A 21,116-nucleotide genomic window follows, 5' to 3' on the forward strand; every position below is an offset into this window, starting at 1 on the left:
GGCAAGATGCGTATGCAAGTAGAGTATGACTGAGGGGTTCCGCTTCTCAGTAATTATGTTTTTTTGTACATATTAAAAATCGACCCTAATGCTTGTTTTTTGGCTTTTAATTAAAAAATACGTATACAGGGATTATCAAGGGTTATCATAAGTATTACAACTCTATTTCGTTGGTTTAAATGCTATATTGACCTAAGGTTTTAGGTCAATTATTATGTTCAGGAACGCGTTCAAGTTATTTTATATGTTGTTGTTGAGGAGTAGATAGAATGGAATTTATATGGTATTTGGCTTTAATCATTGTTAGTACAAAAATAGCAGGACATGTATCAGTAAAATTGGGGCAACCCTCTGTACTTGGCAAACTGGTAGTCGGTATTATTTTAGGACCTGCAATTCTCGGGTGGATTAATAATAATGAATTTATTCATTACATCTCTGAGATAGGTGTCCTATTACTTATGTTCATTGCTGGATTAGAAACGGACCTTGACCAGTTAAAGAAAAACTGGAAGTCCGCGGTTGCCGTTGCCATTGGCGGAATTATTCTTCCTTTTGTAGGTGGATTTGGAGTAGCAGATCTATTTGGACTATCCACGAACTATGCACTTTTTATGGGTGTTTTATTCAGTGCAACATCTGTAAGCATCTCAGTACAAGTGCTGAAGGATATGGATCGTTTAAGTTCAAAAGAAGGCACAACTATTCTCGGAGCTGCTGTAGTAGACGATATTTTAGTTGTTATTCTTTTGGCATTTATGATGAGTTTCTTGGGTACAGATCAGGATGTATCGTTAGGACTTTTAGTAGGGAAGAAAGTGCTGTTCTTCATAGGTGTGTTTGTTGCAGGGGTATTTATAGTTCCTCGTGTTATGAAGTGGCTCTCAACTCTTAAGGTAACAGAACCCATAATATCAATCGCACTCTTCATTTGTTTTGGATTTGCGTACTTTGCTGATTTGATGGGTATGGCCGGTATAATTGGTTCATTTGCTGCCGGTATTGCAATCTCACAAACGAATTTTAAGAATGTTGTTGAAAAAAAGGTCGAGCCCATTGCATATTCAATTTTTGTTCCCGTGTTTTTTGTGAGCATTGGCCTCAATGTTTCATTTGAAGGTGTAGGACAACAGATAGGATTCCTTGTCGTTCTAACCATTGCTGCTGTTTTGACTAAATTACTGGGCGGTGCATTGGGAGCAAAGATTACAGGATTCAGCAATGTATCTTCTTTTGCTATAGGAGCTGGGATGGTATCAAGAGGAGAAGTTGCATTAATTATTGCTTCAACTGGTATACAAGCAGGGCTTCTTTTACCTGAATATTTCACTTCAGTTGTTATAATGGTCATTCTTACAACTTTAATGGCTCCACCAATGTTAAAGGTGTTATTTAAGCCACGTAAGGAAACTGCTTCAAAAGAAGGCGGACTATAAGAGTAAAAGGGGGCGAATATTATATCTAAACTCTATTTGTTTTCTTATAAGCCTAAAAATGAAGGATGGACTGAGGAGTGTATAAACTTTCATCTTGAACACCTGTTTGAGGTCAAACATCTTCATGACAGAGTGTATTTAATTAAAACAGCTGATGATATTGATTTGTTAGATAAGTACCTTCTTGAGTGTCTGCGGACGCATGATAGTTACTTTTTATTACAAATCAGTGAAATGCCTGTCACACATCGTCAGAATGGTCTTATATCTGAAGATGTAACTAGATGGCTTCAACTCTAATAATTATATCGAACTTTCATAAGATAGTTCGTTATAGACAGGTTAGTTTAATTTAATGGCCCCACATTCATGTCCTGGTTGAGGACATGAATGTGGGGCCATTACAAATTACATTGCGAGTCTAATATTCTAATCTAAAAGATTAATTCAGATGCAATCAACTCTAAAACAATCGTCTCTCTTTCAATGGAAAATCCCATGGAAGCCTCTTTATTCAATATTACCTGCCGATTATGCTTAATGGCCTGATGAATGTCGATCCAGACGGCAGACATCCCATTGTTCATTTCATAATCTTCGAGTTTGGCTTCTCCAAGCTGTTCATGAATGTTGCAAACATAATAATAAGATAACATATGGATCAGATCATATTCGGGTTTGTAATGGGGACGATACTCTTCAATGTAGCCGAACTCGTTTGTTACCTCAACCTGGGTAGCTCCGGTTTCTTCGGCAATTTCTCTTCTTAGCCCACTTAGTAGGTCCTCATCCGCTTCCACACCACCTCCGGGAAAACTGTAGTCATTATATCTACGGGTATAGAGTAGAAGAATCTCAGAACCACGCATAATAATGCCACGTGCTGCTTTTCGTTCAAACATTCGGCCATTTGGATCAGGTGTATCGGGATGAATTAACTTTTGAATCATTCTCATTGTTTAGTCGTCCTTTACTTGAGTAGGATGTGAAACGCTATGAATGGAAGAGAAAATCACAGGAGTTCGTTGTAATTGTGAGTAAAAGAAGTTCTGGAGTACTTCTGAGATCTTCCTTTCCCAAATCCCACAGCGGGCTTCTTTTTTCTGCTCTAGTCCATATAGTGCGGATTTCAAATGTGATTCTGCTGTTTTCATCAGTTCGTTAGCATCTCGTACATAGACAAACCCTCGGCTAATGAGATCAGGCCCTGATATCATTTGGCATGTCTCATTGTTTAAGACAAGTGCTACAATAAGTACACCATCCTTAGCCAATCTATTGCGTTCATCAATGAGTTCAGGCTCATGCCTCTCAACTTTACCACGTATCACAAATGACGATCCCGAAGGGAGATTCCTTCCTTTTCGAGCATGATATTTAGTAATGAGGAGAGGCTCTCCATTGTTCAATACATAGATTCTGTTGGAGGGTATTCCAACTTGCTCAGCTAGTTTTTGATGACTTACCAGCATTCGATATTCTCCATGGATCGGTATGAAATATTTCGGGCGCATGGTCCGTATCATCAGTTTTAAATCTTCCCGTGATCCATGCCCTGAAGTATGAATGTCATACTCTGCTCCGTAGAGGACAGCGGCTCCAGAACGCATCAGCATATCTATGCTTCGATTGACTTGAATGACGTTACCAGGGATCGGAGAAGAAGAAAAGACAACCATATCTCCTGGGAATATTTGAACGTGACGGTGGGAGCCGGCTGCAATACGGGTTAAAGCTGCATTAGGCTCTCCTTGACTACCCGTGCATAAAATGATGACTTGATGATGTGGAGTGGTGTGGATTTCCTTCATATTCATTAACATACCTTGTGGTATATGAAGGTGTCCAAGTTCTTGACCAATGGAGAATATTTTTTCCATACTGCGGCCCAGTATTAAAATTCTCCGATTACACTCTGAAGCAGCATGAATGACTTGTTGTAACCTGTGGACATTGGATGCAAAAGTCGCAAACAAAACTCGGCCTTCACATTGCTGGATTAATTCCAAAACAGATTCACCCACTGTTTGTTCTGAAAGAGACTGACCTTCGCGTTCACTGTTGGTACTATCAGACAGCAAAGCAAGCACACCTTTTTCACCTAACTGCATCATTTTATGAAGATCTGCTGTCTTTCCTTCAGGTGTCATATCAAATTTGAAGTCACCTGTGTGCACAATAGAACCATAGGGCGTATCTACAACGATACCAAAGGCATCGGGTATGCTGTGTATTGTTCGGAAAAAATGAACAGAAAGCTGCTGAAATGATACGCGTTCGTGATCCTGAATGATATGAAAATCCACTGAATTCGTTAACTTGTGCTCTTCCAACTTGGCTTTGACCAAGCCGATTGTTAGTGCACCGCCATAGATTGGAAACGAAAGATGTCTGAGTAAATAGGGAATAGCGCCAATATGATCTTCATGTCCGTGAGTAAGGAAAAGAGCTTTAATCTGTTGAGGCTTGTCCAGCAAGTAACGTATATCAGGAATAATGTAATCTACACCGTTCATATGGGCATCGGGGAATTTCAAACCTGCGTCAATCAAAATGATTTCATTTTTATATTCGATCCCATACATGTTCTTTCCAATTTCCCCGAGACCTCCAAGCGCAAAAATACGTACAGCAGGAGGAAGATAGCGTGATGTTTTTTGTGGTTTTTGAGTCTTTAATTTGGAGTGTTCCAAGATTTCCTCTCCTCCAGTCAACGTTTAAATGATCTAATCTAATTCCTTTAGAAAAAGAAGCGAGACCTCTGCAATTGCAGAGGTCCTGTGCTTCATATCCATCATCTATTTCACAATCATAACTGGACAATGAGCCCTCTTAACGACTTTATGACTCACACTTCCAAGTACGAATTCCTGTAAGGAGTTCAGTCCCCGGCTACCGATAATAAGCAGATCAACGCTGTTCTTATTCGCGTAATCAACAATCGTAGGACCAGGATCTCCATTTACGAAGGTAACTCGATAGTTCACATGTTTCTCTGTAAGTTCTTGCTGAACAGGCATAAGTTTCTGTTTACGTTTCAGTTCAATTTCCTCATGATTCTGAGAATGGAGCACTTCATCTTTGACCTTGGACAGGTCTACAACAAACAGAATCTCGACCTCAGCATCAGGGATTAAGGATGCAATATAAGCGGCTTCTTTCGCTGCCCGAATGGCATTATTAGAACCATCTGCAGCAAGTAGAATATGTTGATACATGTTCATCTCTCCTACCTTAATGTGATTTTAATTGTGCATTTGGATCTTGATAAACCGCTAACTTATTTACGAGTTTTTCACTTGACGTATTCAGTCCTTTAATCTTAACTCGGTTATGATTCTCCCGATATCTAATGACTACTTTATCGACAGCCCCTACACCTGAGTCATCCCAAATATGTGCATTTGAAAAATCAATACTAATGTCCGAATCCGCAATCTCGAAGTCAAAAGATTCAATAAAACCTTCCACCGATGCAAAGAATAGCTGACCCGACACATCAAATCTTACGTTTTTCTCCGTTGAGAGCTGCTTCACACTCACCTTTGAAATTTTAGAAGCAAAGAAGATGGCACTGAGAATGACGCCGACAATGACACCTAGTGCAAGATTATCGGTTGCTACAACAACAATAACGGTGACTAGCATCACGAGTGCATCACTTTTTGGAGCTTTACGGAGATAAGAGAAGGAAGACCAGTCAAATGTTCCGACGGCTACCATGATCATGATCCCGGCGAGTACAGGCATAGGGATCTGAACAACGACACCGCCAAGTACAAGGATAAGGAACATGAGGAATACGCCTGCAACGAGTGTAGATAACCTTCCTCGCCCACCAGACTTGACGTTGATTACAGACTGTCCAATCATGGCGCAGCCTGCCATACCGCCGAAGAAACCGGTAATGACGTTAGCAATTCCTTGTCCGCGAGCTTCTTTGTTTTTGTTACTGTTCGTTCCCGTCATATCATCCACGATGGAAGCCGTTAATAGAGATTCAACCAACCCGACAATAGCCAGTGAAATAGAATAAGGGAATATAATTTGCAATGTTTCGATATTAAAAGGAATATCGGGAATAAAGAATGAGGGAAGAGATTGTGTGATAATACCTAGCTCTCCAACCGTTCCCAAATCCAGGTTCCCCCAAATGGCAGCTGCGGTTAGAACCACAATGGCAATAAGAGGTGCTGGAATGGCTTTGAAGAATCGGGGTAAAACATATACAATAAGTAAGGTAACTCCAACGAAGATGTAGGTCAGCGTAGATATGCCTACAAAATGGGGAACTTGTGCCATGAATATCAGAATAGCGAGAGCATTCACAAAACCGATCATGACAGCCCTCGGGATGAATTTCATGAGTTTCCCGATTTTGAATACGCCAAAAAGCAATTGGATAACCCCAGTAAGAATGGTGGCAGCCAGTAAATACTGAACGCCATGTTCCTTGACCAAAGGAACCATAAGTAAGGCCATGGCTCCAGTAGCAGCCGAAATCATCCCTGGTCGGCCACCAATAAATGAGATGATGACAGCAATACAAAACGATGCATACAGACCCACCATGGGATCTACACCAGCAATAATAGAAAATGCAATGGCTTCGGGGATGAGTGCCAATGCCACTACAATCCCGGCTAATATGTCCCCTCGAATATTAGAGAACCAATCTTTCTTAATCCGTTCAATCACGTGTACTTCCACTCCTTATCTTTTTTTATGACTCTTACTCGACTAAAAGTCATATCCGGTTGAAGTATATTGATCTTATCACAGGAAGTCCCAAAAAGGAACCATTTCGGTTCTTATTTTGTGTTATAATTTTATAATGTCAGTTGCAGTTAGGAGTTTTAACATGATTATTGGCTATATGAGACCTTCACAGGATGACCCGAATTGTCAAAATCAACACGAAATTTTAAAGCGGAAATCCTGTGATCGAATATTGAAGGAAGAACATTCATCTGCAAAGCAAAGAACGCAGCTAAATGCCATGATGAACCAGCTCGAAGCAGGAGATGTCGTCGTTGTTACTCGATTGTTCTCCTTAGCTGACTCTACAAAACATCTTGTCGATCTGCTGAAGGAATTTCAAAAGCGAGAGGCCCATCTGTATTCTCTGAATGAAAATTTGAATACACAGGACAGTTCTGGTCGTATTTTTCTGGAGCATGTGAAGGCTTTACTTGACTTCCAAGGAGATTTAAGCAGTGAAAGCACGAAAAAAGGAATGGATGAAGCGAAGGAAAAGGGGACGAAGTTAGGTCGTCCTCGTAAATTGGATGGGAACGTAATGAAGGCGATACAAATGTATGAAAGTAAAGAGTACAGTCTTGCTGAAATTCGTGAAGAAACAGGTATTAGCAAAACAACGCTGTATCGATACCTCGATAAGTAATTAAATTAAGAAATAGCCTGATTTTTCTCCACGACGATGAAGAGAAATCAGGCTTTTGTAAATTGCATTAGAATACGATCAACTAACTTTCAGAAGACATGGCAATGGCTTTTGTTCCATGCACTGTCCCATAAGGATGCTCAGGCGGTGCATAGATCACGTACACTTTAAGAGGTATACTGCCTGTGTTGGATATTGTGCCATTTTCCAGCAGGCACCATAACGGCATAGTCCTCACAGGCCATCGTTTGAAAATTCAATTTGTCTTTCTCGTCTCCCATTTGCACAAGTCCCTGACCTTCTTCAATCCGTATGAATTGATCGGTTGTCGGGTGGACTTCCAGACCGATATCTTCGCCAACACGGATACTCATCAGAGTCACTTGAAAGTGCTTTCCTGTCCATAGAGCCGTACGATAATTTTGATTATACTTTGTAGCTTGATCAATATTGATTACAAGTGGTTGTTGTCCATAATCTCTTATTTCTATATTTCCACCAGGGTGACTAAGGTTCACATTTCCATGGCAATACGGAGGGGTGAGGACCTGTCCGTTGTTATTCCGGATGTTAGGCACTGGATTATGCCATTGATTTCGATTTGATAATTTAGGGTACATAGTCATTCTCCTTCTTTGGTGAAATATCTACTCACACCCTATGCAGCCGCCTATAGAAAGGTATACAACATTTGCAATAATGGGCATAAGCCTACATGTTTACATTGGTTTTATGACGTGGAGCGTTTACGTAAGTAAACGTTATAATTTTTTTACCGAGCGTTTTAATGAACACTTCCAGGGTAGCTTTTTAGATGAGATAACTAGTCATCGAAGAAATATACTTGCAATTTGCAAATAAACAATTATACTAAACGAGTACATACCTTGTAAGAATGAATCACTCTAATTATATTTGAAGGAGATGTGTTATGGAGCCAATCTGGGATGTCATTGTTATTGGTGGAGGTCAGGCAGGACTTGCTTCCGGTTATCATTTAAAAAAGAAAAGGCTGTCTTTTTTGATTTTGGAGGCAGGAGGAGCAGCGGTAGGGGCGTGGCCACAGTATTACGATAATTTGAAGTTATTCTCACCGGCCAAGTACTCGTCTCTGCCGGGGCTTTCGATAGATTCTCCAGGGGATCGATACCCACAACGTGATGAAGTTATTCAATACTTGAAGGACTATGCTTCTCATTTTGGATTGCCTTTGGTTTATAACAGCCATGTAGATCAAGTATCCAAAGAATCCGGGGTTTTTACAGTAACAACTTCAAGTGGAAAGAAATACGTGGCTCGCAATCTGATTTTGGCAACTGGATCGTTTAGTAGACCCTATACCCCTTCGATTCCAAACCATGAACAATTTGAGGGAGAAATCTTACATTCCGCGACGTATCGAACACCGGCCCCTTTTCATAATCAATCGGTCATTGTTGTAGGGAGAGGAAATTCCGCGGTTCAGATTGCGATGGAACTATCCGAAGTAGCTGAAACAACACTTGCTGTGAGAGAACCAGTAGCACTAATCCCGCAGCGTCTCTTGGGCCAGGATATTCACTTCTGGTTTAAGCTAACGGGGATCGATTCGTTTTGGAAATTTGGGAAGTCATTTGCAAACGGGTCATCCGTTCTGGATTTGGATGGATATAAGCAGCGGCTTAAAGCGGGGAACCCGAAACAAAAGAAAATGTTCACCGCATTTTATGACAGAGGTGTGATCTGGTCTGATGGAACACAAGAAGAGGTCCAAACCGTCATTTTCGCGACAGGATATCGTTCCAACGTTTCTTATATTGATGCATTAGGTGGACTGGATGGTCAAGGCGAACCCGAGCAAAAGAACGGGATTAGCAAGACAATCCCCGGACTTTATTTTGTAGGCTTGTCTGGACAGCGCTCCTTTGCATCAGCAACTCTTCGGGGTGTGGGGCCAGATGCTGAGTATGTCGTTAAGCATATCCAAAACAATTTAGAAAAGCAGAATAATTTAAAATAGTTGCAATATACAAATAATATGATTATAATAGACACCAAGAGGTGATCATGTTGCCGGATAACCAAAACCCAAGAGAGTTATTACAGATCATGGTACGTCGCTTCGGCTTGCTGGATAAAAATTGTTGCACGGTTGGAGAGCAGGAAATATCTTTAATCCAAAGTCATATCCTATATGAAATTGACCATCAACATGAGCCATCTATGCAACAAATTGCCGAAACGCTAGCCATGGATATTACAACCTTTAGTCGTCAAATACAGACGTTGATTAAGAAAAACCTGGTCTTAAAAACACCTCATCCTGAAGATCGGAGAGTATACATTCTGAGATTGACGGTAGAGGGGAAGTTTGTAGCGACAGCTATAGATCATCGGATGAATACACATCTGGAAGAGGTTTTTTCTTTCATGACTGATACAGAAAAAGCAATCGTTATGCAATCTGTTAAACTGCTTAATGAGAGTATGTTAAAATCGAAAATGTGCTGTACGTCAGTGGGGTAATGAGCATTATTACCCCGTTACATTTCTCTAATACTTGTAGGTTGCAAATATATTTAACTAACTACTGGAGGTCATTTGAAATGAAAAACATTGAATTTAAACCAGTCGAGTCCTGTTGTGAACCTACGCTCATGGAAAAGCAGATCTCTCTTCAAGATCCTGTACACCAAGGAGAGCTATCTCATTTACCTGTAGCCATCATTGGTGCTGGGCCTATTGGTCTGGCAGCAGCGGCACATCTGATTGAAGCTGGCCAATCATTTATCATTTTTGAGGCGGGGAGTAAAGTAGGTGAGAATATCTCCAAGTGGGGCCATGTTCGTCTATTTTCGCCATGGCAGTATAACCTAGATAAAGCAGCAGAAAGGTTGTTGACGAAGAATGGGTGGATTGCCCCATCTCCAGACGAATTACCGACGGGACATGAGCTGCGTGATCAGTATTTACGACCACTCGCTGAGTTACCCGAGATAAACTCCGATCTTCATTTGAATACACGTGTTGTTGGGATCAGTCGCAAAAATACAGATAAAATGAAAACACCCGGTAGAGAACAACAACCTTTTGTCATCTATGTAGAAGAAAAAGGCAAGGCCAAACAATATGAGGCGAGAGCTGTCATTGACGCTTCGGGAACCTGGGGAAAAGCAAATCCGGTGCTTTCAAGCGGAGTACTGACTTCTCAGGAGCAATCTCTTCATAAACAGATATTCTATGGTATACCGGATGTACTTGGGGCCGATCAAGTGCGCTATACGGGTAAACATATTGCTGTCGTAGGTGGCGGCCATTCAGCCTTAAATACCTTACTTGATTTAGCTAAACTGCAAGAAACGAATGCTCATACCAAACTGACCTGGATTATGCGAAGAGATCAAGTAGAGGAAGCTTATGGTGGAGAAGCGAATGATCAACTGGAAGCTAGGGGGGAATTAGGCAGTCGCATGCATGAATTGGTGGATTCCGGAAAGGTTAGTGTGGTCACCCCGTTCCACATTCAGGAGTTGAAGCAAGATGGGGAGAGAATCACTATTAGTGGAGAGCAGCTTGGGGAAAGCCGCGAACTGCAGCACATGGATGAAATCATTGTGAATGCAGGAAGCCGACCTGACTTTTCCTTTCTTGGCGAACTACGTTTGAGCATTGACCAGGCAACAGAAAGTGTGGAAGCGTTGGCTCCGCTAATCGATCCGAACATTCATAGTTGCGGTACCGTTCGACCTCATGGGGAAAAGGAATTGCGTCATACAGAACCAGGCCTGTATATTGTGGGTATGAAAAGTTATGGCCGTGCACCGACCTTCCTGATGGCCACAGGTTACGAACAAGTTCGATCTGTAGTTGCTTTTCTGGCGGGTGATCTGGAGGCTGCTGCAAAAGTAGAACTCGATCTGCCTGAAACAGGGGTATGCAGTGTCAGTCGTCCACAAGCAAAGCAAGTGCAAGCCACCGGTGATTGCAGTTCCTCTTGTTCTAATGAAGGATGATATGAGTTGAAATTTCAAAAAAGGTACGTTAACAACCTATTTGTTAACGTACCTTTTTATATTCTTCTTGAATTTTCCTACTTCCGTCAAGATTATTATGGCTCGATCTACTTCTTCAAACGGTAATTATGTTGATATGGTTATCTTTTAGCCACCCAATCAGGATTGCTGAAAACCAGCCCTTTGTAAAATTTCTGTAAAACCATTTGCTTTAGGTAAATTGAGTATTACAATATAAGCATAGGCTTATATTTGTCTGAAATAGAGTTTTTTATCGACACTTAAGTATCTCAAGAAGATTGATTATAGTCTACGGAAGAAGGTGTGATTTTGCTTATGGAATGGATGGACTTTGTACCAAAACAAATTTTAGTTATTCATCATAATCCAATGATGATCAGCTTATTGCAATTCGGTTTATCCAAGCAAGGATACCACGTCAAAAACTTTGAAGATAGACACTATACAGATTCGAGTCATCTGGATCTGATTATTTTAGATTCGAAGCAAGCCAAGGAGAGGGATATTCTTTTGACAATACAGTCTTTTCGACATACGCCACCAATTCTCTTGCTTGCTGAGACGCCCGTTGATGATGAAAGAAATGAAGCTGGAGAAGGTTTAGATTTTGTTAAGGAAAATCTTAACGTTCCTTTTGAATTTGAGGAATTGAACTTGAAACTAAAGTTGATTTGGGCCAAGTACAGAATGAAGATTCGACCTTATGACTGGCAAGTATCTGTTCAACATAAAGCATTTAAGTTAAATGAAATTGAAATTTATCTCGATTGTATGGAGATACGTTTGGGGCATGTTCGTCAGGCACTACGCAAGGCAGAAATTTATCTATTAATGCAACTTCTTCAACGGCCAGAGCAGTATACATCGGCTGAACAGCTAAAACTTTTGCTAGCGAAAGACATTGTACTGGACCGGAGGCGTGTTGAGTATTACGTGAATGAACTGCGGCGGAAGATAGAGATATTTGATGATTTGATTCATATTCAAACCAAACGAAACTTTGGATATTGCTTGCAATTTAAAGGAGTGAGTTAATGAAACAGCCCAAACGAATATTTTTCTGGTGTACACATAATCGTTGTCGAAGTCAGCTCGCGGCTTCGTATACTTCTTTCTATGCGGACAAACAGGTGCAGGTAGATAGCGGCGGCATAGATCCGAGGCCTGTTCATCCACTTACCATTCAAGTTCTTCAGGAAGAACATGTACCTTGTCATGAAGAGTCGGGCAAGCTCCTCAATATGATTTCATTTGTAGATTCCGACGTTATTATTATACTGTGCGATGAGACCAGAGAGGCCTGTCCCGTAATCCCTTTTGGTCTGGATTACCGAGTATGGCCGATTACCGATCCACTCGCTGTAAATAATCCTACGATCCTTGCTGTTCGTCAAACTAGAGAAGAGATCAAAATGTACGTGAGGGAATTGCTAAACGAATATGGATTACTCCGGACTTTTTGAATCCAAAACGATTGTGGCTAAACCTTTTACACAGATTTAACACAAAAGGAGAATTCATTTAATCATATAAACTAATAATGATATGTGTATATAAACATTAAATTTTAGGAGCGATGGGGATCATGAAAAAGGGAAAATGGTTTTATATGCTGTTGGTGCTGGTAGGAGCACTATCTTTGTCAGCATGCGCAGGGGGTACAGCTAGTACAGGTAGTAACGAGAGTTCAGGGAATGGACAAACCGCTACATCAGAAGAACAAGGCACCTCGGAAAAATTGACAGGAACGGTGGATATTGACGGATCAAGTACGGTATATCCCGTTACTGAGGCGGTAGCTGAAGAGTTTGGTAAAGAACATGGAGATGTCCGTGTCACCGTTGGTGTTTCAGGTACAGGAGGCGGGTTTAAACGATTTGCTAACGGAGAGACGGCGATTAATAATGCATCCCGTCCAATTAAACCGGAAGAAGCCGAAAATGCGAAAGCAAATGGCGTAGAGTATCTGGAACTTGAAGTTGCATATGATGGTCTTTCCGTCTTGGTCAATCCCGAGAATGACTGGGTCGATCATCTGACTGTAGAAGAGTTGCACAGCATCTTCAAACCTGGAAGTACAGTCATGAAATGGAGTGACGTACGCAGTGAATGGCCAAATGAGAATATTAAAATCTACTCACCAGGTGCCGATTCAGGAACATTTGACTACTTCACAGAAACGGTAAACGAGGAAGCGCAGCAAAGCCGGAACGATGCGCAAGTTACATTCAGTGAAGATGATAATACACTGGTTCAAGGTGTGGCAGGTGAGAAGTATTCCCTTGGGTATTTCGGATTTGCTTACTATGAAGAGAATCAGGACAAGTTGAAGGTGGTTCCCATTGATGGAGGAAACGGTCCAATTACACCTACACACGAAACGATTAATGATGGGACCTATGCACCTCTATCCAGACCGCTTTATATTTATGTGAACAAACAAAAGCTGGAAAATCCTGAAGTTATGGCATTTGTTGAATACTACTTGACGAATGCTGCTGAATTGTCAGAAGAGGTCGGCTATATTCGTTTGCCAGAAGAAATGTATAAGGAAGATTTGGAGAAGTTAAAGTAACCGCGTAAACCTTAACGTGTGTGATGCTTCTTGGGGACCAAGAGGCGTCACACACGCTTTAGTTTTTAATGAGGAGAGCTGATATGAACACAATACCCCAAGGAAATCATCCTTTTCGCTCTAACCAGGTGCGATACGCAGATTATGTGATGCCTTTCCTTTTATTCTTATGTGCATTGGTGTCCATCCTTACAACAATAGGCATCGTATACACACTCGTTTCAGAATCCATTGCATTCTTCAAGCAGGTGCCGATTCTTGAATTTTTAACAGGTACGACTTGGGCGCCGTTAATTCAGCCAGTAAGCTTTGGGGTAGTTCCGTTAATGTTTGGAACATTGATGGTCACGCTAATTGCTTGTTGTATTGCCATCCCTGTAGGGCTGGCAACAGCCATTTATTTGAGTGAATATGCAACACTGCGAGTACGAAACATCGTGAAACCTGTGCTAGAGGTTTTGGCCGGAGTTCCAACCATCGTTTATGGATATTTTGCCTTAAGCTTTATTACCCCTGTCATTCAAACGCTTATTCCCGGAACGAGTCTGTTTAATGCCCTAAGTGCAGGAATTGCCGTTGGCGTGATGATCATTCCTATGGTTTCATCACTCAGCGAAGATGCCATGAGAGCTGTGCCCAGCAGTTTGCGATACGGGGCTTATGCGCTGGGGGCAACACGATTTGAAGTGGCTGTACAAGTTGTTCTTCCTGCAGCATTATCCGGAATTATCTCTTCATTTGTTCTTGCCTTTTCTCGTGCTATAGGAGAGACCATGATTGTAACTGTTGCAGCAGGTGCGACTCCTCAGCTTACGGCGAACCCACTTGATAGTATTCAAACCATGACAGCTTACATCGTGCAAGTGAGTTTGGGTGATACTCCGCATGGATCACTAGCGTATGGATCTATTTTTGCTGTAGGTCTTACGTTGTTTGTAATCACGCTTATCTTAAATATCATTGCTGCGGCTGTATCGAAAAGATATAGGGAGGTCTACTAAATGCCTGAAACGGTTGTGAAGCAGAACATCCAGAGTACAGAAACAAAACAGGTTCAGGCCAGAAAAAAAAGAGACGGTTGGATGAAAATTTTGTTTCTGGCGGCGACGTCCGTCGGGGTACTTGCACTTATGCTTCTTATTATCGATATTATGATTGACGGAGTTGCTACATTTACTCCTGAGTTATTTACCAATTACCCTTCTCGCAGGGCAGAGGGGTCTGGCTTGAAGTCAGCCCTCGTTGGAACGCTCTATATGGTCTGTATCATGGCTCCAATTTCATTTCTTATTGGTGTCGGAGCAGCTATATTTTTGGAAGAGTACGCAAAGAAAAACAGGCTGACTAGACTAATACAGCTTAATATTAGTACACTTGCCGGAGTTCCATCCATTGTCTATGGTATCCTGGGACTCACCATTTTTGTGAGAGGATTAAACCTGGAGCGAAGTCTGATATCCGGGGCATTAACCATGACACTGCTTGTCCTTCCGGTGATTATCGTGTCTGCACAAGAAGCGATAAAAGCCGTTCCAGGTTCCCGCAGAGATGCTTCTTTTGCACTGGGAGCCAGCAAATGGCAGACCGTACAACGTTCTGTCCTTCCGTCCGCTTTTCCAGGGATCTTGACGGGGATCATTTTGGCAGTGTCCAGAGCAATCGGAGAAACGGCTCCTCTGGTGATGATTGGAGCTTTAACCTATGTAGCCTTTTTACCTAGTAATCTGATGGACCAATTTACGGTGCTTCCTATACAGGTATACAACTGGATATCCAAACCGCAGACTTCGTTTCACGATTTAGCCGCGAGTGGTATTATTGTTCTGCTCATTCTGCTGCTTACACTTAATCTGATTGCCGTTGTATTGAGAAATAAATATCAGAAAAACCTGTAATTTTAAGGAGACATATTGTATGAACGCCATTCAAATTCAAGACTTGAGTGTATTTTATGGACAGCAACAGGCTGTGAAAAATATTAGTCTAGATGTACCTGAACATTCCATTACTGCGTTTATTGGTCCTTCGGGCTGTGGAAAATCAACACTTCTTCGAACCATTAACCGGATGAATGATCGTATCGATGGGGTGCGAATTGAAGGAAATATTCGCATTATGGGGCATGCTATCTATGATGATCAAGTGCGTGTGGAACTACTCCGAAAAAAAGTGGGAATGGTGTTTCAGCAGCCTAATCCGTTTCCCAAATCAATCTATGATAATATCGCTTATGGTCCTCGGTTACACGGCATTACCCGCAAACCCGAGTTGAATGATATTGTGGAGAAGAGTCTGAAAGCAGCGGTTTTATGGGACGAAGTGAAAGACCTGCTAAAAAAATCCGCTCTGCAGCTTTCAGGAGGACAACAGCAGCGCTTATGTATCGCCCGAGCTCTGGCGATGAATCCTGAAATTTTGCTGATGGATGAGTCTACTGCTGCATTAGATCCGTTATCCACCCTTAAAATTGAAGAACTCGTTAAAGAACTTCGACAATCCTATACGATTGTGATGGTGACTCACAACTTGCATCAAGCTGCAAGGATTTCAGATCATTGTGCCTTTTTTCTGGATGGAGAACTGATTGAATACGACGACACAAGCCAAATATTTAGTAACCCGAAAAATCCAAAAACGGAGAATTATGTTGCAGGTCGTTTTGGTTGAAGGTTATGTTCACGAAAGAAGCATTACACTGACTTCCTTGATTTCAACATATCCTTGCTTTAGAATATAAATATAAACTTATATATCAGTTAGGATTGTTGAACGCAGGGAAGGATGAACGCAAATGGAATCTATTGAACAAATTTCAGATAAGTTAAAGTTGCTTGGAGATAAAACCCGTCTGACCATGCTCATTCTCTTAAGAGAGAAAGAATGGTGTGTATGTGATTTTGTTGAAGTACTTGATATGTCTCAACCCGGAATTAGCCAACATTTACGCAAATTAAAGTCTCAGGGGATTGTTAGCGAAACACGCCGGGGGCAGTGGGTATACTATTCCTTAGATGTAGAAGATAAGCCATATATTAAAGCGGTGCTCGATCAGATGCCAGATCAGGAAACTGTGCTGCTGTCTTTGGGGAAAAAAGGAGTCGGTTCCCAGTGTTAAGGGAGGCTGAATACTCAACCGAATAAAACGGTGTGCGTGGACTCTTTATACCATGGAGTCGACGCACACTTTTTTTACGGTAAAGGGTTGATACAATTAAATAACTATATTATAATATAATTATTCGATTATATACCGTCTGGAAGGAGGAATTCAATTGAAGACCATACATGAAGCGGCAGACAAACTAAAGCTCTTGGGAGACAAAACCCGTTTAACCATGTTGACGCTCCTTAAAGATCGGGATTGGTGTGTTTGCGAATTTGTTGATGTCTTGGATATTTCTCAACCGGGGATTAGTCAGCATTTACGTAAATTAAAGGATCAAGGGATGGTTAAGGAAAATAAACGAGGACAGTGGGTCTACTATTCTTTAAATGTGGATGATACACCTTATATCAAAACCGTTCTGGACGCCATGCCTCATTCCCAAAACATTCTCCGGACTCTGAACAAGGTGGACGTACCTCGCATTTGTAGTTGAACTTTTGATCATTATATAAGTACATCATTATATAATAATTGAATGACATGAAGGTATGAGGAGAATGTTATTAGCTATACTGCACTTGATTAGAGGAGGTAGAACTTGTGTTTTCTGTCGTCATGGCCTGCATTATCTTTTTAATTACGTTAGTCCTCGTCATCTGGCAACCTAAAAACCTGTCCATTGGTTGGTCTGCTTGCGGCGGAGCAATTCTTGCTTTACTTGTGGGTGTGGTCAATCTCCAAGACGTCTGGGATGTGACGCAAATCGTTTGGAATGCCACGCTTGCGTTTGTAGCGATCATTCTGATTTCGTTAATTCTGGATCGTATCGGATTTTTCGAGTGGGCTGCCTTACATATGGCCAAGGCTGCTCACGGAAATGGTGTCCGGATGTTTGTTTACGTCTCAATCTTGGGTGCTGTGGTTTCTGCCTTCTTTGCCAATGACGGAGGCGCACTGATTCTGACACCGATTGTTCTAGCCATGGTACGCGCACTGAATTTCGATGAGAAAAAAGTATTTCCATTCATTATCGCCAGCGGATTTATTGCGGATACGACCTCTTTGCCACTGGTTGTAAGTAACCTAGTCAACATTGTATCTGCTGACTTCTTTGGCATTACATTCATGGAGTACGCAGGAAGGATGTTTGTTCCGAATCTGTTCTCACTGGTTGCGAGTATCGGCGTATTGTATCTCTTCTTCCGAAAGAGTATTCCCAAACGTTTTGATGCCAGTGAATTGAAACCTCCAGTATCTGCCATTAAAGATATGAAAATGTTTCGATTGTCGTGGGTGGTCTTGGGAGTTCTGCTCATTGGATACTTCACCAGTGAATTCGTCGGTATTCCCGTATCCCTTGTGGCCGGTGTTGTCGCGATATTCTTCCTGTTCATGGCTTCCCGCAGTTCTGCTGTACCGACTACATTGGTTGTCAAAGAAGCGCCGTGGGCCATCGTATTCTTCTCCATCGGCATGTATGTCGTGGTCTATGGTCTACGTAACGTGGGTTTAACGGATCTCCTAGCCGTGGTCATTCAGGCTGTGGCGGATCAAGGATTGTTTGCTGCAACGATGGGTATGGGCTTTATTGCGGCAATTATTTCATCCTTGATGAACAATATGCCTACCGTGCTAATTGATGCGCTTGCCATTGATGCAACAACGGCTACAGGAAAGGTTCGGGAGGCGCTCATTTACGCCAATATTATTGGATCAGACCTGGGTCCCAAGATTACTCCGATCGGTTCACTGGCGACGCTACTCTGGCTTCATGTACTTAGCACGAAAGGCGTCAAAATTTCATGGGGCACTTACTTTAAGACAGGTATCATGATCACCGTTCCGACTCTGCTTATTACGCTATTGGGTCTGTATCTGTGGTTAAGCATTCTATAAAAAGCATTCTATAATTCAAACAACGAGGAGACGATGAACATGAGTAAAAAAACACTGTACTTCCTATGCACTGGCAACTCTTGCCGGAGCCAAATGGCCGAAGGCTGGGCTAAGAAATATCTAAGTGAGGACTGGAACATTTATAGTGCGGGAATTGAGGCACACGGTCTGAATCCAAAAGCAGTGGAAGCCATGAAAGAAGTTGACCTAGATATTTCAACTCAAACTTCCGATATCATTGATTCAGAGTTGTTGAACAATGCTGATTTTGTAGTCACATTGTGTGGAGACGCTGCGGATAAATGTCCAATGACACCACAACATGTCAAGCGGGAACACTGGGGGTTCGATGATCCTGCCAAAGCGCAAGGGACAGATGAAGAGAAATGGGCTGTATTCCAAAGGGTTCGTGACCAGATTGGGGAGCGCATTAAAACGTTCGCTGAAACCGGCAAATAATACAAACTGCCGGGAGAATGTTTCCCGGCTTTTCTAATTTGGAGAGGGGTGTTCGCGTTGAAAACAATGGAGATCTACGATCCTGCCATGTGTTGTTCTTCCGGCGTGTGTGGTCCGGGTGTTGATCCGGAACTGATTCGTGTATCTGCTGTCGTCCATAATTTGCAAAAGAAACAGTTTCAGGTATCCCGTTATAACTTAACCAGTGAACCTGATGCTTTTGTGGCAAGTCCGCTCGTAGGACAGCTTTTGGCTGAAAAGGGTCCTCAAGTGCTGCCCATTATCATTGTAGATGGTCAAGTGGTAAAGGAAAATGGTTATCCAAGCAACGAAGAATTCGTTCAATGGACCGGTTTGACGGAAGAAGAACTGGTGGCTAAGCCGAGAATACGTCTTGAAGTCAAAACCAAATCCGAGCTTTAGGAAAGAAGGTCCTCTCAACATGTTAAACCGATTTGAACCGAAATCCATGTCGTTAACCCCTTATCTGTTTTTTACCGGAAAAGGGGGCGTAGGCAAGACGTCTACGGCTTGTGCAACAGCCGTATCGCTTGCCGATTCGGGGAAGCGTGTTTTGCTGGTGAGCACCGATCCAGCTTCTAACCTACAGGATGTTTTTGGTATGGAGCTCTCTAATCACCCCGTACCTGTAATTGGAATGAATAATCTGGATGCCGCCAATCTCGATCCTGAAACCGCCGCTAATGAGTACAAAGCTGAAATGGTTGGGCCATACCGCGGCGTGCTTCCAGATACAGTGATCGCCACGATGGAAGAGCAATTATCTGGAGCCTGTACGGTTGAAATAGCTGCCTTTAATGAGTTCAGTTCCATGCTGACTAATCAAGAACTGCGAGAGCAGTATGATCACATCTTGTTCGATACGGCTCCGACAGGGCACACGCTGCGTTTGTTGCAATTGCCGACCGCCTGGAGCGGGTTTTTATCTGAAAGTACGCATGGCGCTTCCTGTCTGGGACCGCTTGCCGGTCTGGAAGCGAAAAAAACATTATATGAGGATGCCGTCCAAACCTTGTCTGATTCCAATGAGACGACACTTGTACTGGTGACTCGTCCGGATGATTCGCCGCTGAAGGAAGCTGCGCGGGCATCGCAAGAGCTTGGAGAGATCGGTATTCAGAATCAGTTATTGATCGTGAACGGGATGCTTTCTTCGGTTGTCGAGCAGGATACAGTTTCTTCTGCTTTTTACGGTCGACAGGTACGTGCATTGGAGAAACTTCCTGAAGCTGTTCAGCAGCTTCCAATCTATCAAATTCCTCTAGCGCCGTTTAACATCACTGGCATTGAGCATTTGCGTCATTTCTTCGATGCCCCGGAGGTTAGGCTGGTACAAGAGAAAAATGTAAATTCTTCGTTGGTTTTCCCTTTGCAACATCTCGTAGATGATATGGAGAACCAGGGTATCCGAGTGATTTTCACCATGGGAAAAGGCGGCGTAGGCAAAACAACGGTCGCAACAGCTATAGCTGTTGGTCTGGCAGAGAGAGGTCACCGGGTACATCTGAGCACAACCGATCCCGCTTCCCATCTGAGTCATGTGCTCGAACAAGAGACGGACAACATCACCGTGAGCTGTATCGATCCGAAGGTCGAACTGGAACGATATAAACAGGAAGTCCTGGAGCAGAACAAGGATTCTTTGGATGAGGATGGTCTGGCTTACTTGGAAGAAGATTTAAGATCACCTTGTACTGAAGAAATTGCAGTTTTCCGTGCATTTGCCAATCTGGTTGAACGAAGCAGCGATGAGATTGTGGTTATTGATACGGCTCCAACAGGGCACACGTTACTTCTTCTCGATGCAACGGAAGAGTACCATAAGGAGATTGCACGTTCAGCAGGTGCCATCCCGGCTGCCGTTCAGCATTTGTTACCACGACTTCGTGATCCGAATGAAACAAGTGTTGTTATTGTTACACTCGCAGAGGCTACACCGTATTATGAGGCTTTTCGTTTGGAACAGGACTTACAGCGGGCCAGTATACCAACCAAGTGGTGGACCATTAATCAAAGTTTTGCCGTGACAGACACCATGGACCCCATTCTTAGCGGACGGGCCATCGCTGAGCAGGAATGGATTCAGCAGATTCATAAAGCTTCGGATGGAAACACCGTGATTATACCATGGGAATCCAGAGAAGTAGTTGGTTATGATAGCTTAAAGACCTGGACTGAAGCGGGAAGTACGAGTGAAGTATAGAGA

At 42.5% G+C, this 21,116-nt stretch carries 21 protein-coding genes and 1 pseudogene; 17 read left to right on the forward strand and 5 right to left on the reverse strand.

Annotated elements, in window-relative coordinates; all coding sequences use genetic code 11:
• The first annotated feature begins 269 nt into the window (after nucleotides 1-269).
• Nucleotides 270-1,436 carry a cation:proton antiporter gene (locus P5G61_RS29310; RefSeq protein ID WP_024634394.1) on the forward strand — a complete coding sequence of 389 codons (1,167 nt, stop codon included), beginning with the start codon at nucleotides 270-272 and terminating at the stop codon, nucleotides 1,434-1,436.
• Between the two features lie 434 nt (nucleotides 1,437-1,870).
• Here the strand turns inward: P5G61_RS29310 and P5G61_RS29315 are convergent, their stop codons facing one another.
• The 4 genes from P5G61_RS29315 to P5G61_RS29330 form a co-directional block, all read right to left on the reverse strand.
• The gene (locus tag P5G61_RS29315) at nucleotides 1,871-2,392 is read right to left on the reverse strand and encodes an NUDIX domain-containing protein (RefSeq protein WP_024634057.1); all 522 of its coding nucleotides are present in this window, start codon (nucleotides 2,390-2,392) and stop codon (nucleotides 1,871-1,873) included.
• A 3-nt stretch (nucleotides 2,393-2,395) separates the two neighbouring features.
• Nucleotides 2,396-4,129: a ribonuclease J gene (locus tag P5G61_RS29320; RefSeq protein WP_024634058.1), complete on the reverse strand. Its 1,734-nt coding sequence runs from the start codon at nucleotides 4,127-4,129 to the stop codon at nucleotides 2,396-2,398.
• 105 nt (nucleotides 4,130-4,234) lie between these two features.
• Nucleotides 4,235-4,654: a universal stress protein gene (locus P5G61_RS29325; RefSeq protein ID WP_024634059.1), complete on the reverse strand. Its 420-nt coding sequence runs from the start codon at nucleotides 4,652-4,654 to the stop codon at nucleotides 4,235-4,237.
• Nucleotides 4,655-4,670: 16 nt separating this feature from the next.
• On the reverse strand, nucleotides 4,671-6,134 hold the full coding sequence (locus P5G61_RS29330; protein WP_024634060.1) for a SulP family inorganic anion transporter: 1,464 nt from the start codon (nucleotides 6,132-6,134) through the stop codon (nucleotides 4,671-4,673).
• 163 nt (nucleotides 6,135-6,297) lie between these two features.
• On the opposite strand from P5G61_RS29330, the gene P5G61_RS29335 reads away from it, so the two are divergent.
• Entirely contained in the window at nucleotides 6,298-6,840 is a 543-nt protein-coding gene (locus P5G61_RS29335) for a recombinase family protein (RefSeq protein WP_024634061.1), read from the forward strand.
• A gap of 82 nt (nucleotides 6,841-6,922) precedes the next feature.
• Here the strand turns inward: P5G61_RS29335 and P5G61_RS29340 are convergent.
• Nucleotides 6,923-7,460: pseudogene (locus tag P5G61_RS29340) on the reverse strand (cupin domain-containing protein).
• Between the two features lie 311 nt (nucleotides 7,461-7,771).
• Between P5G61_RS29340 and P5G61_RS29345 the strand changes: the two are divergent.
• From P5G61_RS29345 to arsA, 15 genes are all read left to right on the forward strand, one after another.
• Nucleotides 7,772-8,839 carry a flavin-containing monooxygenase gene (locus P5G61_RS29345; protein ID WP_024634062.1) on the forward strand — a complete coding sequence of 356 codons (1,068 nt, stop codon included), beginning with the start codon at nucleotides 7,772-7,774 and terminating at the stop codon, nucleotides 8,837-8,839.
• Nucleotides 8,840-8,886: 47 nt separating this feature from the next.
• Nucleotides 8,887-9,345 carry a MarR family winged helix-turn-helix transcriptional regulator gene (locus P5G61_RS29350; protein WP_175395102.1) on the forward strand — a complete coding sequence of 153 codons (459 nt, stop codon included), beginning with the start codon at nucleotides 8,887-8,889 and terminating at the stop codon, nucleotides 9,343-9,345.
• A gap of 80 nt (nucleotides 9,346-9,425) precedes the next feature.
• A complete protein-coding gene (locus tag P5G61_RS29355) occupies nucleotides 9,426-10,832 on the forward strand; it encodes an NAD(P)-binding domain-containing protein (RefSeq protein WP_024634422.1) in 1,407 nt (468 codons plus the stop codon).
• Nucleotides 10,833-11,168: 336 nt separating this feature from the next.
• A complete protein-coding gene (locus tag P5G61_RS29360) occupies nucleotides 11,169-11,888 on the forward strand; it encodes a winged helix-turn-helix domain-containing protein (RefSeq protein WP_152532790.1) in 720 nt (239 codons plus the stop codon).
• The gene (locus P5G61_RS29365; RefSeq protein WP_024634424.1) at nucleotides 11,888-12,316 is read left to right on the forward strand and encodes an arsenate reductase/protein-tyrosine-phosphatase family protein; all 429 of its coding nucleotides are present in this window, start codon (nucleotides 11,888-11,890) and stop codon (nucleotides 12,314-12,316) included. Before P5G61_RS29360 ends, P5G61_RS29365 begins: the two co-directional genes overlap by 1 nt.
• 122 nt (nucleotides 12,317-12,438) lie before the next feature.
• Nucleotides 12,439-13,428, forward strand: coding sequence for a PstS family phosphate ABC transporter substrate-binding protein (locus tag P5G61_RS29370; protein WP_024634425.1), 990 nt, complete (start codon nucleotides 12,439-12,441; stop codon nucleotides 13,426-13,428).
• A gap of 83 nt (nucleotides 13,429-13,511) precedes the next feature.
• Entirely contained in the window at nucleotides 13,512-14,429 is a 918-nt protein-coding gene (pstC, locus tag P5G61_RS29375; protein ID WP_024634426.1) for a phosphate ABC transporter permease subunit PstC, read from the forward strand.
• Nucleotides 14,430-15,323: a phosphate ABC transporter permease PstA gene (gene pstA / locus P5G61_RS29380; protein WP_024634427.1), complete on the forward strand. Its 894-nt coding sequence runs from the start codon at nucleotides 14,430-14,432 to the stop codon at nucleotides 15,321-15,323.
• Nucleotides 15,324-15,342: 19 nt separating this feature from the next.
• Nucleotides 15,343-16,095, forward strand: a complete 753-nt coding sequence (gene pstB / locus P5G61_RS29385; protein ID WP_024634428.1) for a phosphate ABC transporter ATP-binding protein PstB — start codon at nucleotides 15,343-15,345, stop codon at nucleotides 16,093-16,095.
• Between the two features lie 124 nt (nucleotides 16,096-16,219).
• Nucleotides 16,220-16,543 carry an ArsR/SmtB family transcription factor gene (locus tag P5G61_RS29390; protein ID WP_024634429.1) on the forward strand — a complete coding sequence of 108 codons (324 nt, stop codon included), beginning with the start codon at nucleotides 16,220-16,222 and terminating at the stop codon, nucleotides 16,541-16,543.
• Nucleotides 16,544-16,700: 157 nt separating this feature from the next.
• Nucleotides 16,701-17,027, forward strand: a complete 327-nt coding sequence (locus P5G61_RS29395) for an ArsR/SmtB family transcription factor (RefSeq protein ID WP_024634430.1) — start codon at nucleotides 16,701-16,703, stop codon at nucleotides 17,025-17,027.
• Between the two features lie 107 nt (nucleotides 17,028-17,134).
• The gene (locus P5G61_RS29400; protein WP_024634597.1) at nucleotides 17,135-18,430 is read left to right on the forward strand and encodes an arsenical efflux pump membrane protein ArsB; all 1,296 of its coding nucleotides are present in this window, start codon (nucleotides 17,135-17,137) and stop codon (nucleotides 18,428-18,430) included.
• 39 nt (nucleotides 18,431-18,469) lie between these two features.
• Nucleotides 18,470-18,889, forward strand: coding sequence for an arsenate reductase (thioredoxin) (arsC, locus tag P5G61_RS29405; protein WP_024634598.1), 420 nt, complete (start codon nucleotides 18,470-18,472; stop codon nucleotides 18,887-18,889).
• A 57-nt stretch (nucleotides 18,890-18,946) separates the two neighbouring features.
• Nucleotides 18,947-19,312, forward strand: coding sequence for an arsenite efflux transporter metallochaperone ArsD (gene arsD / locus P5G61_RS29410; protein ID WP_024634599.1), 366 nt, complete (start codon nucleotides 18,947-18,949; stop codon nucleotides 19,310-19,312).
• A 19-nt stretch (nucleotides 19,313-19,331) separates the two neighbouring features.
• Nucleotides 19,332-21,113: an arsenical pump-driving ATPase gene (gene arsA, locus P5G61_RS29415; RefSeq protein ID WP_301249747.1), complete on the forward strand. Its 1,782-nt coding sequence runs from the start codon at nucleotides 19,332-19,334 to the stop codon at nucleotides 21,111-21,113.
• The last annotated feature ends 3 nt before the right edge of the window (nucleotides 21,114-21,116 follow it).

The organism is Paenibacillus vandeheii (assembly GCF_030433635.1).
In the GTDB taxonomy this organism is placed as follows: domain Bacteria; phylum Bacillota; class Bacilli; order Paenibacillales; family Paenibacillaceae; genus Paenibacillus; species Paenibacillus vandeheii.